Annotated in this window: 13 protein-coding genes; 10 read left to right on the top strand and 3 right to left on the bottom strand. The window is 65.4% G+C overall.

What is annotated here, in order from left to right; all coding sequences use genetic code 11:
* The first annotated feature begins 71 nt into the window (after positions 1 to 71).
* From ACQKQA_RS10800 to ACQKQA_RS10790, 3 genes are all read left to right on the top strand, one after another.
* Positions 72 to 1,214: a cytochrome P450 gene (locus ACQKQA_RS10800; RefSeq protein ID WP_427556623.1), complete on the top strand. Its 1,143-nt coding sequence runs from the start codon at positions 72 to 74 to the stop codon at positions 1,212 to 1,214.
* Entirely contained in the window at positions 1,214 to 1,561 is a 348-nt protein-coding gene (locus ACQKQA_RS10795; protein ID WP_427556620.1) for an antibiotic biosynthesis monooxygenase family protein, read from the top strand. The genes ACQKQA_RS10800 and ACQKQA_RS10795 overlap by 1 nt, the downstream gene beginning before the upstream one ends.
* 100 nt (positions 1,562 to 1,661) lie before the next feature.
* Positions 1,662 to 2,663 (top strand): alpha/beta fold hydrolase, encoded by a 1,002-nt coding sequence (locus ACQKQA_RS10790; RefSeq protein ID WP_427556617.1) that lies wholly within the window; start codon positions 1,662 to 1,664, stop codon positions 2,661 to 2,663.
* Here the strand turns inward: ACQKQA_RS10790 and dmeF are convergent.
* Entirely contained in the window at positions 2,638 to 3,582 is a 945-nt protein-coding gene (dmeF, locus tag ACQKQA_RS10785) for a CDF family Co(II)/Ni(II) efflux transporter DmeF (protein ID WP_427556614.1), read from the bottom strand. The genes ACQKQA_RS10790 and dmeF overlap by 26 nt on opposite strands.
* Positions 3,583 to 3,595: 13 nt before the next feature.
* Positions 3,596 to 3,868, bottom strand: a complete 273-nt coding sequence (locus ACQKQA_RS10780) for a metal/formaldehyde-sensitive transcriptional repressor (RefSeq protein ID WP_427556611.1) — start codon at positions 3,866 to 3,868, stop codon at positions 3,596 to 3,598.
* Positions 3,869 to 4,099: 231 nt separating this feature from the next.
* Here ACQKQA_RS10780 and ACQKQA_RS10775 point away from each other — a divergent pair, with 231 nt between their 5' ends.
* Positions 4,100 to 5,245 carry an S-type pyocin domain-containing protein gene (locus tag ACQKQA_RS10775; protein WP_427556608.1) on the top strand — a complete coding sequence of 382 codons (1,146 nt, stop codon included), beginning with the start codon at positions 4,100 to 4,102 and terminating at the stop codon, positions 5,243 to 5,245.
* Complete coding sequence (locus ACQKQA_RS10770; RefSeq protein WP_427556605.1) at positions 5,242 to 5,577, top strand: hypothetical protein; 336 nt, start codon at positions 5,242 to 5,244, stop codon at positions 5,575 to 5,577. The genes ACQKQA_RS10775 and ACQKQA_RS10770 overlap by 4 nt, the downstream gene beginning before the upstream one ends.
* A 73-nt stretch (positions 5,578 to 5,650) precedes the next feature.
* On the opposite strand, the gene ACQKQA_RS10765 is transcribed toward ACQKQA_RS10770, so the two are convergent.
* Entirely contained in the window at positions 5,651 to 5,989 is a 339-nt protein-coding gene (locus tag ACQKQA_RS10765; RefSeq protein ID WP_427556602.1) for an FKBP-type peptidyl-prolyl cis-trans isomerase, read from the bottom strand.
* A gap of 251 nt (positions 5,990 to 6,240) precedes the next feature.
* Here ACQKQA_RS10765 and ACQKQA_RS10760 point away from each other — a divergent pair, with 251 nt between their 5' ends.
* From ACQKQA_RS10760 to ACQKQA_RS10740, 5 genes are all read left to right on the top strand, one after another.
* A complete protein-coding gene (locus ACQKQA_RS10760) occupies positions 6,241 to 6,837 on the top strand; it encodes a LemA family protein (RefSeq protein WP_427556599.1) in 597 nt (198 codons plus the stop codon).
* Positions 6,838 to 6,861: 24 nt separating this feature from the next.
* On the top strand, positions 6,862 to 8,808 hold the full coding sequence (locus ACQKQA_RS10755) for a M48 family metallopeptidase (protein WP_427556596.1): 1,947 nt from the start codon (positions 6,862 to 6,864) through the stop codon (positions 8,806 to 8,808).
* Positions 8,809 to 8,959: 151 nt separating this feature from the next.
* Positions 8,960 to 10,783, top strand: a complete 1,824-nt coding sequence (locus ACQKQA_RS10750) for a monovalent cation:proton antiporter-2 (CPA2) family protein (protein ID WP_427556593.1) — start codon at positions 8,960 to 8,962, stop codon at positions 10,781 to 10,783.
* A gap of 199 nt (positions 10,784 to 10,982) precedes the next feature.
* The gene (locus ACQKQA_RS10745; RefSeq protein ID WP_427556590.1) at positions 10,983 to 12,080 is read left to right on the top strand and encodes a DNA alkylation repair protein; all 1,098 of its coding nucleotides are present in this window, start codon (positions 10,983 to 10,985) and stop codon (positions 12,078 to 12,080) included.
* Between the two features lie 17 nt (positions 12,081 to 12,097).
* A complete protein-coding gene (locus ACQKQA_RS10740; RefSeq protein ID WP_427556588.1) occupies positions 12,098 to 12,493 on the top strand; it encodes a YybH family protein in 396 nt (131 codons plus the stop codon).
* The last annotated feature ends 164 nt before the right edge of the window (positions 12,494 to 12,657 follow it).

The following is a 12,657-nucleotide window of genomic DNA, read 5'->3' as shown; positions in this document are numbered from 1 at the left end:
CGAACGAATCGTGCCCCTCGCAGGTTGCCGATAGTAGCAACACTTTCCTCAAGCCGATAAGGCCGCCCGCCATGGACCCGATCACCGCCGTCACCCACGCCGATCCCTACCCTTATTACGCCTGCCTGCGGGCCCGGGCCGGGCTGGTTTTCGACCCTGGCCTGGGGCTGTGGCTGGCCAGCAGCGCCGCAGCGGTGGCTGCGGTGCTGGCCCACCCCGAGTGCCGGGTACGCCCGCCCCACGAACCGGTGCCCCGGGCCATCGCCCATGGTGCCGCCGGCCGGGTGTTCGCCCGGCTGATGCGGATGAACGACGGCGAGCGCCAGCGTTGCCCACGCGCGGCCATCGAACCGGGCCTGCAGCAAGTGCATGGCGAGGAAATCGGCCAGCGGGTCACGGCCCTGCTGCCGGGCCTGCCGAACGATCTCGGCGCCCGGCTCCAGCACTGCCAGTTCCGTCTACCAGTAGCAGTGGTCGCCGGTCTGCTGGGGTTCAGCGCGCAGCAGTTGCCGGCAATCGCCGAACGGGTCGCGGACTTCGTCGCCTGCCTGTCACCGGCCAGTAGTCAGGCGCAACTGGATGCCGCCCACCGAGCCGCCGAGCAACTGAGCCGCGACTTCACCGCCCTGCTCGGCCAGACGCCCGGCAGCCCGCTGCTGCAACGGATCGTCAAAGGCTTCGGTGCCGAGGATCGGGACACCCTGATCGCCAACCTGATCGGCCTGCTGTCGCAGACCTTCGAGGCCAGCGCCGGGCTGATCGGCAACAGCCTCTGCGCCCTGCTCAAGGATCGCCATCTGCTCGCTGAACTCCGAGCAGCACCGTCGCGGGTCGACGAGCTGCTGGCCGAAGTGCAGCGCCACGATCCGCCGGTGCAGAACACCCGACGCTTCGTCGTCGCACCCTGCACCGTCGCTGGCGTGTCCCTTGAACCGGGCGATGGGGTGCTGGTGCTGCTGGCTGCGGCCAATCGCGACCCGCAACTGAACCCGGAACCGGATCGCCTGCTGCTCGACCGCCAGGCCCGGCGCAGCGTCAGCTTTGGCAGCGGCCGCCATCAGTGCCCCGGCCAGGCCTTGGCGCTGAGCATCGCCAGCGCGGTGGTCGGTGCCCTGGTTCGGCATTCGAATCTGGAACAGCCCCTTGGCTGGACCTACAAACCCTCGCTCAATGGCCGCATCCCGCTGTTCCACCCCCTGCCGGAGTCGCGCTGATGATTGCCGTGATCTTCGAAGTCCTGCCGCACCCGGAGCATCGTCAGCGCTACCTGGATCTTGCCGCCGCGCTGAAACCACTGTTGCTGGAGATCGACGGCTTCATTTCCATCGAACGCTTCCAGAGCCTGAGCGAGCCGGACAAGCTGCTGTCCCTGTCGTTCTGGCGCGACGAGCACGCCGTCGAGGCCTGGCGCACCCTGGAGCGGCATCGCGCGGCCCAGGCCCTGGGCCGCACCCAGGTGTTCGCCGACTACCGGCTGCGGGTTGCCAGCGTGGTGCGGGACTACGGGCTGACCCCGCGCGAGCAGGCGCCGGCGGACAGCCGTCAGGCCCACGCCGGGTAACACGACCTGGATTGCTGGGCGCCCATTCGACCCATGAATGGTCGTCAGCGGGTCATCGGGCTTCTGCTAGGGTCAGGCCTGGCCACAGAGGACACCGAGCATGAGCCAGATGACCCCGCACGTCCTGCCACTCAACGGCATCGAGCTGCACCTGTACGCCGCCGGCCCGCTGGACGGTCCGCCCGTCTGGCTGCTGCACGGCTTTCCCGAGTGCTGGTATTCGTGGCGCCGCCAGGTCGTGCCGCTGGTGACCGCCGGCTACCGGGTGCTGATTCCACAGATGCGCGGCTACGGCGACAGCAGCGCCCCCGAGGACGTGGCCGCCTATGACGTGCTGACCCTGTGCGCGGATATCCAGCAGGCGATGGACGCCTTGGGTCAGCAACGGGCCTGCGTGGTCGGCCACGATTGGGGCGCCGTGGTGGCCTGGCACCTGGCGCTGCTGGAGCCGCGGCGGATCACGGCCCTGGTGACCCTCTCGGTGCCGTTCGCCGGTCGCCCCGGCCGCCCGGCGGTGGAGATCATGCGCAAGCTGTTCGCCGAGCGCTTCAACTACATCCTGTACTTCCAGGAACCCGGCGTCGCCGAGCAGGAACTGGATGCCGACATCGACCGCAGCCTGCTGCATTTCATGCACGACTGCGAACGCCTGCTGGACGACAAGAGCCCCCAGGCCCTGCTGTTCGACGGCATGCCGCCCCGTCACGCACCGCCCGCCTGGTGCACGGAGCAAGACTTCACGGAGTACCGGCGCACCTTTGCCGGGCGGGGTTTTCGCGGTGCCCTGAACTGGTACCGCAACTTCGAGCGCAACTGGCAACGGACCGAGCACCTCGGCACGCTCCAGGTGAGCCAGCCCACTCTGTTCATGATCGGCGACCGCGACCCGGTGGGCCGGCTGGAGGCCCTGACCCTGGAGCGCATGCCCGGCAAGGTACCGCGCCTGGAGCAGCATCGACTGAAGGATTGCGGGCACTGGATCCAGAGCGAAAAGGCCGACGAGGTCAACCGGCGCTTGCTGGATTTCCTCGGGAGAAACTACCCCTGCCCGCCTGCTGTGCAGGCAGGGGCCAGCGTCACAGGCTGCGGTATTCGAGGGTGAGGTGCGACAGTTCGTGGACCGGCGCCAGGCGTTGGCGAATGGTCTCCGCGCTGACCCCGGCCGCCGCTACCACGCTGACGATCGCCGCCCGGGCCTGAGGGCCGACCTGCCAGACATGCAGGTCGGTGATGCGTGCGTCGCCGGCGGCTTCCACCGTCTGGCGGATCTCGCCGGCCAGTTGCTCGTCCGTGGTATCGAGCAGCACCGCCGCGCTGGACTTCATCAGGCCATAGGCCCAGCGGGCGATGACCAGGGCACCGACCAGGCCCATCACCGGGTCGAGCCAGACCCAGCCCAGATAACGCCCCGCCAGCAACGCGGCGATGGCCAGGACCGAGGTCAGGGCATCGGCTAGCACATGGACGTAGGCCGAGCGCAAGTTGTTGTCGTGGTGATGGCCATGCCCGTGACCATGGTGATGATCGTGGTGATGCCCGTGATCATGGCCATGGTGACCGTGGCCGCCGGACAGCAGCAAGGCGCTGACGATGTTCACCACCAGCCCGACCACCGCGATCAGGGTCGCCTCGGTGAAGGCCACCTGGGTCGGCTGCAACAGCCGCAGCAAGGACTCGCCGGCGATGCCGATGGCCACCAGGCCGAGGATCAGCGCCGAGGCGAACCCCGCCAGGTCGCCGACCTTGCCGGTGCCGAAACTGAAGCGCGCATTGTCGGCATTGCGCCGGGCGAAACCGTAGGCCGCCGCCGCGATCCCCAGGGCGCCGGCGTGGGTCGCCATATGGAAACCGTCGGCGAGCAGGGCCATGGAGCCGGTGAGATAACCGGCGGCGATCTCACCGAGCATCATGACGAAGGTCAGCACCACCACCCACAGCGTGCGCCGGGCATTTTCATCATGGGCGGCGCCGAGGAAATGGTGGTCGTGGGTGAAACCTGCCGCGGGCAAGGTCGGACTCATGGTAGGCCTCCAGTCAGGAATAACGGCGGATGGCTTCGAGCAGTTCGTCCACGCCCTGGGCCCGCTCCGCGTCGCTGAGTTCAGGGTGGGCCACATGCTCGCGGGCATGGGCTTCGATGATTTCCCCCATCAGGCCGTTGATCGCACCACGGGTGGCCGCCACCAGATGCAGGGTCTTGGCGCACTCCGCATCGGACTCCAGGGCCCGCTCCACCGCCTGCACCTGGCCCAGGATGCGCCGGACCCGTTTGAGCAGATCGTCTTTCTGTACGTGAATATGCGACATACCTATACCCCCTATACCTATACGGCGCGCATCCTGAACCATGCTGCGGGCTAACGCAAGGCTCCAGCGGTACCAGCCATCCGCCGACGCCTTTTGCCCCGCCTGGCGCATTTCAGAATCGCCCTACAGCCCGCCCATCAACCTTCACGGTAGCGTCCCGAAGCCCACTGCAAGGGTGGTTCGCCCTCGCTGACAGGGGACTTTTCATGGACGACAGGGCAGCGAACACGGATGAGCGGTTACGTACCGAACGCCCCAAAGGGCTATCGCAACACGGGTGTAGAACCCATTGATCTGGGTGCCCAGCGCTGGGCGGAATACCCGGCGCTGCCACCGAAGCCGGAAGACAAGCCCAAGACCGTCGGCTGCACCTTTACCAAACCCTGCAAGCTCCCTGATGGGGTTATCAATTACACAAGCTCAGTCATCCCCACCGATACCATCAAAGAGTTCGGTGAACTCGCCTTGCTGGGTGGCCGTGAAACCGACGCCTCAGGGAATATCAAGCTCGGCAGGATCAGCGGAAACATACCGGCATCACTCGGGACACTCGCGCTTGGCGCAAGAGCTATCGCGTCTCCTGCGGCAGCGGTCACAGGTGCGTCTGGCGTTGCTGCTGGCGCGTTGGCGGGAGTGGTCGCACTGTTGTGGCCATCGAGCTTGGGCGATAGCAGCCTGTATACAGTGGACCAGCTCAGCAGCCTCAAGGAAGGTCGTACACGTATACGGCTGCACATAGAACGGCAAGCTGACGGCAGCCTCAAGGGCTACGGGTACAACACCGAAAAACGTGCCGATTGGGAAATGATTCCTATCGTTCAGTTTGTTGCTCAGGGCCAACAACAGGTGGCTGACTTCGGAGACGGAATAACCCTGATCTGGACGCCAGCCGTTGACCCATCCAGCACATCCGGCATCCCCCCTTTAGAAGCTGCACCGCAAGCTCCCCACATCTGGATTTATCCGCCGACCGAACAGGCGGACCACATCATCGTCAACCCGATCTACCCTCCGGAATACAAGGATTTCATCCTGGTATTCCCGGCAGATTCCGGTATCAGGCCTATCTATATTGTCTTGGCACTGGAGTTCAGTGCCGCCAGCTACCATGGCAAGGCGGACACCGCAGCCAAAAGCAAAGGTCCCACCAACGGACAGGAAGCTCTGGAGAACTCCGTTCAGGTGAAACCTACATCACCCCGCAGGATTGGCGTCGATCCAGACGCCAATGAGTTTGTCGTCTTTGACCGTACGGCAGGAGATGTCTACCACGGCCATGTCAGGCAATGGGATAAACTTCACCAAGATATGAAAAATGCCCTGATCAAGGCCAAGAAAGCAGACATCAAGGGCAATATTCTGGGAGCGCAAAAGTGAGCCTTTTCTACCAAGACCCCTCAACCAGCCACGATGAAGCGACGAAGTTGCTCGCCAGTGGCGTGGATGCGGACGTTATTGCAGGGTTGATTTCCATCGGTCTGAATGAAGGTGACAGAATCTGGGCCCAGAATACTTGCCTTAAGTACCTTGCAAATGGAACTGAATCGGTCGCTGCAGCCGCCGTCACCACTCTGGGCCATATCGCTCGCAGACACAACAAACTGGATAGGGAAATGGTCCTTCCGGCACTCGAACGCGTACAGCAGCAGTTCCCTGCATTGGAAGGAGTCGTTGCAGATACGCTTGACGATCTCGATGCATTTACCTGACCCGTCGAGCGCTCAAGTGCAGGGCACTGCGGTGGGAGCTTGCCCCCTCCCAGCAGCGGCTCAACGCTCTCCCTCAATCGTCCCGCGTCAACACTTCGAGCAACTCGATCTCGAACACCAAGTTGGAGTTCGGCGGGATCTTGCCCATCGAGCGCTCGCCATACCCCAGGTGCGCCGGCACCAGCAGCTTGCGCTTGCCGCCGACCTGCATGCCCATCAGGCCCTGGTCCCAGCCCTTGATCACGCGCCCGGTGCCGATCACGCACTGGAAGGGTTTGCCGCGCTCCCAGGAAGAATCGAAGGGCGTGCCGTCTTCCAGGAAACCGCGGTACTGGGTGGTGATCAAGGCGCCCTTGACCGCCGCCTTGCCCTCACCCACTTCGATATCGATCACCTGCAACTGGTCGTTCATCCGCTCACTCTCTGCTGGGTGGCAGCCGGCAATGGCCGCCGAGGGTGCGGAAAATAGCAAATTTTCGACCTCGCGACTTCCGCTCGCGCGCCAGGACAGGGGCGCGGCGCTGCTGTGCAACGCCTTCAATTCGCTGATCCAGTGCGGCGGCAAGATATCGCTATTGCACGGCCCCCGCCCATGGCGGTACCGACTGCAAATTCGGGTACCATGGCGCCCCCCGAAATCCGCACCTCGATAAGGACATCCGTATGGCTGCTTCAACTCTTGTGATTCTGCTCGCTCTGGCCCTGTTGGTGATCTACGTCATCGTTGTCTACAACAACCTCGTGGCCCGCCGGAATCAGTTCAAGAACGCCTTCGCCCAGATCGAAGTCCAGCTCAAGCGCCGCTACGACCTGATTCCCAATTTGGTGGAAACCGCCAAGGCGTACCTGGCGCACGAGCGCGAGACTCTCGAAGCGGTGACTGCTGCCCGCAACAACGCACTGGCGGGTCTCAACGCGGTTGCCGCCGAACCCGGCAATGCTCAAGGCATGGCGCAACTGGGCCAGGCCGAAGGTGCGCTGTCCGGCGCCCTGGGCCGGCTGAGCGTGAGCATGGAAGCCTACCCGGACCTCAAGGCGTCGCAGAACATGCAGCAACTGAGCGAAGAGCTGACCAGCACCGAGAACAAAGTGTCCTTTGCTCGCCAGGCATTCAACGATGCGGTCATGCACTACAACAGCTACAAGCAGAGTTTCCCGCCCGTGATCCTGGCCGGCCTGTTCGGCCATGGCGCCGACGCCAGCCTGCTGCAATTCGCCGACAGCGCGCACATCCAGGAAGCGCCCAAGGTCGCGTTCTAACCCCCTGCCACCACGGATGGTCCGATGAATTTTTTTGAACACCAGGCCCGGGCCAAACGGCGTACCGGCACCCTGGTGCTGCTGATGATCCTGGCTGTGTTGTGCCTGGTGACCGTCACCAGCCTGATCCTGAACCTGCTCTGGCTGCAGTTTCTCAAGGAAATGAAGCAGTCCCCGAGCTTCGACTGGCAGCTGACCGCGATGATCGCCGCCGTGGTGTTCCTGGTGGTGATCGGCAGCAGCCTGGGCAAGCATTCCGAACTGAAGGCCGGCGGCAAGGTGGTCGCCAAACGCCTGGGCGGCCGGCTGATCAACCTGCACCCGAACGGCCTGGAAGAACAGCGACTGCTCAATGTGGTCGAGGAAATGGCCCTGGCCTCAGGCACTCCGGTGCCGCAGGTGTACGTGCTGCCGGATGCCGGGATCAACGCTTTCGCCGCCGGCTTTACGCCACAGGAGGCGGTGATAGGGGTCACCCGTGGCGCCATCCTGGTGCTCAACCGCGAAGAACTGCAGGCCGTGATTGCCCACGAGTTCAGCCATATCTACAACGGCGACATGCGCCTCAATACCCAGTTGGTGGCCGTTGTCCACGGCATCCTGGTCATCAGCCTGACCGGCGAGGCGATGGCCAATGGGGTCAATCGGGCTGGCAAGCTGGCAGACAATCGGCTCGGGGGCCTGGCCATGTGGAGCGGCCTGACGCTGATCCTGCTGGGCTCGGTCGGAACCTTTTTCGGCAATCGGATCAAGGGCGCGATCAGCCGCGAGCGCGAGTTCCTCGCCGACGCCTCGGCGGTGCAATTCACCCGCAATCCGGCCGGCCTGCTGGGTGCACTGAAAAAAATCGGTGGTTATGCCGCCAGCTCGAAACTCGACAGCGCTTTCAGCTCTGAATACAGCCACCTGTATTTCAGTGAGGGGGCCACCCTCTCCGTCCATGGTCAGTCCGCGACCCACCCGCCTCTCTCAGCGCGGATCCGGCGCCTGGAACCCGGCTGGGACGGCCGCTTGCCCACCATCGAAGCCATCGAACTGCCGGCCGAAGACCGCCATGGCGGCCTCGACAGCTCCGGCGCGTTCAGCCACCAGGCTCAAGCGACCAGCGCCCTGGTCTTCGACCTGAACGCAATCAAGGAGTCGATCGCCAGCATCGGCAACCCGAACGCGGAGCACCTGCTGGCGGCGCAAGCGGCGCTGGTCAGCCTGGACCCGGCCCTGCAGCGCAGCGCCCACAGCACCACCGGCGCCCAGGCGCTGGTCTATGGCTTGCTGCTGTCAACCCAGCAGGCCGTGCGCGCCAGCCAACTCAAGCACCTGGATGCCAACAGCCCCGTCGAGGTTTTCGCTTGCTTGCAAGCCCTGCAAAAACAGCTGGCGGCCCTCGACCCGAACCTGCGGTTGCCGCTGCTGGACCTGTCGATTCCGGCCCTGCGGCAGCTGGACAAGAACGCCTGTAAGCAGTTCATGGACAACCTGCGACAACTGATCGACGCCGACGATCAGGTCGAGCTGCTGGAGTGGACGCTGCTACGCATCGTGCAACGCAATGTCGAAGGCCTGCCGGCGCCCGAGTACAAATGGGGGCTGTTCCAGCGCAGCGAAGAACTGGCAGTCCTGCTCGGCGCCCTGGCCAGTGCCGGACAAAAGACCGCACAGCAGGCCCAGTTGGCCCTGGCCCATGCCTGGACCGGCTTGCCCTTTGCCCGGCCACAACCTGCACAGGTGGACCTCGAGCACCTGGATGCCGCCCTGGCGCGCCTGCGCCAGTTGATGCCGGAGGAACGGCCGATGCTGCTGCAGGCCATGGCCCGCTGCGTCTGCTACGACGGCCAGGTCACGCTGGCCGAAGCCGAGCTGATGCGCGCCGTGGCCGATGTGCTGGATTGCCCGATGCCACCGCTCTTGTCCCCGACGGCCGAGGAACCCGCCTCCACCCACGCACCTGTCCCCCAGGCCGCCCTGCGCTGAGCGACGGCCATCGATCCCTGCCTCGCGGCTGACGCCAGCCCGGGCAGGCTTTATCCTCTCCCCCGGGAACCGATGGCCACCGTTGTTGCCTGAGGCGCAGCCGTCGTTTTCCGCGCATCGATCAATACCCGTTTTTCCCAGGAGTAAGCCCATGCCCCATGAAGGCAACCTGTTGCAAGCCGCTGTCGTGTTTCTGTTCGCGGCGGTGCTGACCGTCCCCCTGGCCAAGCGCCTGCAACTGGGGGCCGTGCTCGGCTATCTGCTGGCCGGCGTGATCATCGGCCCGGCGGTACTGGGGCTGGTGGGCAACCCGCAGAGCATCAGCCATGTCTCGGAACTGGGGGTGGTGCTGCTGCTGTTCATCATCGGCCTGGAACTGTCGCCGCGGCGCCTGTGGGTGATGCGCAAATCGGTGTTCGGCGTCGGCCTGGCCCAGGTGCTGTTGACCGGGGTGGTGATCGGCTGTGTGGCCCTGTTCCTGTTCGGCCAGTCGCTGAACAGCGCCATCGTGCTGGGCCTGGGCCTGGCCTTGTCGTCCACCGCCTTCGGCCTGCAGAGCCTGGCCGAACGCAAGGAACTGACCAGCCCCCACGGGCGCCTGGCCTTCGCCATCCTGCTGTTCCAGGACATCGCGGCGATCCCGCTGATCGCCATGGTGCCGGTGCTGGCCGGCGTCGACCACAACACCAGCAGCGCCGAAGACCTGCGCCATGGCCTGCAGATCCTGGGCAGCATCGCCGTGGTGGTGATCGGCGGACGTTATCTGTTGCGTCCGGTGTTCCGCGTAGTGGCCCGCACCGGCCTGCCGGAAGTGTCCACCGCCACCGCGCTGCTGGTGGTGATCGGCACCGCCTGGCTGATGGACATGGTCGGCGTGTCCATGGCCCTCGGCGCCTTCCTCGCCGGCCTGCTGCTGGCGGACTCGGAATACCGCCACGAACTGGAAGCGCAGATCGAGCCCTTCAAGGGCCTGCTGCTGGGGCTGTTTTTCATCAGTGTCGGCATGGGCGCCAATATCGGCCTGCTGTTCAGCGCGCCGCTGGCGGTGCTCGGCCTGACCCTGCTGCTGATCGGCCTCAAGCTGCCGCTGCTGTTCGTGGTCGGGCGCCTGGCCGGTGGCCTGGGACGCTTGAGCGCGGTGCGCCTGGGCGTGGTGCTGGCGGCCGGCGGTGAATTCGCCTTCGTGGTGTTCAAGATCGGCCGCGACCAGGGCCTGTTCGAGCCGCGCCTGTATGACCTGCTGGTGCTGACCATCACCCTGTCCATGGCGCTGACCCCGCTGCTGCTCCTGGCCGGCGCGCGCTTGCTGCAACCCAAGGCCAAGCCGGTGGAAATGCCTGCCGAATACCGCGAGATCGCCACCGACGCGCCACGGGTGGTGATCGCCGGCATGGGCCGCATGGGCCAGATCGTCGCGCGGATCCTGCGGGCGCAGAAAATCCCCTTCGTCGCCCTCGACACCTCGGTGGACACCATCGAGCTGACCCGCAGCTTCGGCGGCATGCCGGTGTTCTACGGCGACCCGATGCGCGCGGAAATCCTCAAGGCGGCCAAGGTCGGCGAGGCGGAGTTCTTCGTGATCGCCACCGACGACCCGGAAACCAACATCAAGACCGCCGAGGTGGTGCGCAAGCTCTACCCGCACATCAAGATCATCGCCCGCGCCCGTAACCGCCAGCACGTGCACAAGCTGGTGGACCTGGGCGCCGAAGCGGTGCGGGAAACCTACTACTCCAGTCTGGAGATGAGCCGTCAGGCGCTGATCGGCCTGGGCCTGAGCCACGCCCAGGCCGACTCGCGGATCAAGCGCTTCACCGCCCACGACGAACAGGTGCTCGAAGCCCAGCACGCGATCTACGACGACCACGCGAAGATCCTGCAATCGGCCCAGGAAGCCCGGGCCGAACTGGCGCGGCTGTTCGAGGCGGACGAACAGGACGAGCAGGCCGAGGGGGTGCTGCCGCCGCCGCGCTGAGTATTGGAACGCAGCCTTTTTGTGCCTGGCGCCCAACCTGTAGGAGCCAAGCTTGCTGGCGATGCAGGCGCCGCGGTGGGTCAGATACGGCGCCATCGCGGGCAAGCCTCGCGCCTACGGAAAACGCGGCGCTACTGACACAATCTGTCAGCCCACTGCGCTACAGTGCCCGGCGTCCCTGTCCCGAATGGATACGTCGATGACTCCCCCCAGCGCCCCTGCCCTCAAGGAAATCTTCAACCGCGAACGCCTGGAACACATCGCCGAGGCAATGCTCGCGGTGGATCCGGCGTTCGATCGCCGGGGCTTTCTCCAGCTCGCAACCCGGGATCTGGCCGGGCTGTCGGTGATGCAGCGCCTGGCGCGGGTCAGCGAGAGCCTGCACGCGGTGCTACCGGTAGGCTACGAGGCCAATCTCGCGCGGCTGTACGCCCTCGCCCCGCGTCTGAACAGCCGCTTCGTCTGCATGTTCCTGCCGCACTACGTGGCCAGCTACGGCCGTCATGACTTCGAGCGTTCGATGGTGGCGCTCAAGCATTTCACCACGTTCGGCTCCTCGGAGTTCGCCATCCGCCCGTTCCTCGCCAGCGACCCGCAGCGCACCCTGGCGGTGCTGCGGGACTGGGCCCGGGACGCCAACGAACATGTGCGTCGCCTGGCCAGCGAAGGCAGCCGCCCGCGCCTGCCCTGGTCGTTCCGCCTGGAGCGGCTCCAGGCCGACCCGGCGCTCGCGGCGCCGATCCTCGAACAGCTCAAGGCCGACCCCAGCCCGTACGTACGCAAGTCGGTGGCCAACCACCTCAACGACATCACCAAGGACCATCCCGACTGGGTGCTGGAGCTGATCGAAAGCTGGTCCCTGGAGCATCCCCGCACCGCCTGGATCGCCCGTCACGCCCTGCGCAGCCTGATCAAGCAGGGCAATCGCCGGGCCCTGGCGATCGTCGGCGCCGGGCAACGGCCACAGGTCAGGCTGCAGGAGCTGCGGGTGGAGCCGGCGGTGATTCGCCTGGGGCAACGGATCAACCTGTCCTTTGCCCTGGAGTCCACCGCCGACTCCAGCCAGCACCTGGTGGTGGATTACGCCATCGACTACGTCAAGGCCTCGGGCACCACATCCGCCAAGGTGTTCAAGCTCAAGGCCCTGACCCTGCCCGCCGGGGCCCGGGAACAACTCGGCCGCGCCCAGCACATCCGCGAACTGACCACGCGCCGGCACTACCCCGGACGCCATGCGCTGCATATCCTGGTCAACGGCGAACGCCTGGGCAGCACCGCGTTCGACCTGCAGCCCTGAACCCGCAAGGAGCGACCATGCCAGCCCATCCCCTGCAAGCCCTGATCGAAGCCGCCGACCGCGCCATCTCCGCCGAAGACTTCGACGTCCTGATGGACTTCTACGCCGAGGACGCCACCCTGGTGGTCAAGCCCGGCCTCGAGGCCCGGGGCAAGGCCCAGATCCGCCGCGCCTTCGTGGCCATCGCCGAGCACTTCAACCACAGCATGGTGGTCAGGCAAGGCGCCATGCAGGTCATCGAGGGCGCCGGGACCGCGCTGGTGATCATGCACACCCTGCTCGATACCCGGGACCGAGACGGGGTCGCCAGCACCCTGGAACGGCGGGCCACCTATGTCTTTCGCCAGGAATCCGCAGGCGACTGGCGCTGCGTCATCGACAATTCCTACGGCACCGACCTGCTGGACGGCTGAGCGCCCGGCGATCTAGTAACAAAATATTTCGAAAAATCCGGCCTCCAGCCCGGCAGCCGGGACACGGGTCGCCGCTGAGGATTTTTCAGGCCACGGATATGGCTTCTGGCCATATCCTGCGGGGAGCACAGCCTCCTCCCAGAGGAACCTTCCTGGCTCACCGC

Source organism: Pseudomonas sp. NPDC089530 (assembly GCF_050280705.1).
Taxonomy (GTDB): domain Bacteria; phylum Pseudomonadota; class Gammaproteobacteria; order Pseudomonadales; family Pseudomonadaceae; genus Aquipseudomonas.
The sequence above is the reverse complement of the archived record's forward strand: the minus strand, read 5'-3'. Positions and strand labels throughout refer to the sequence as shown.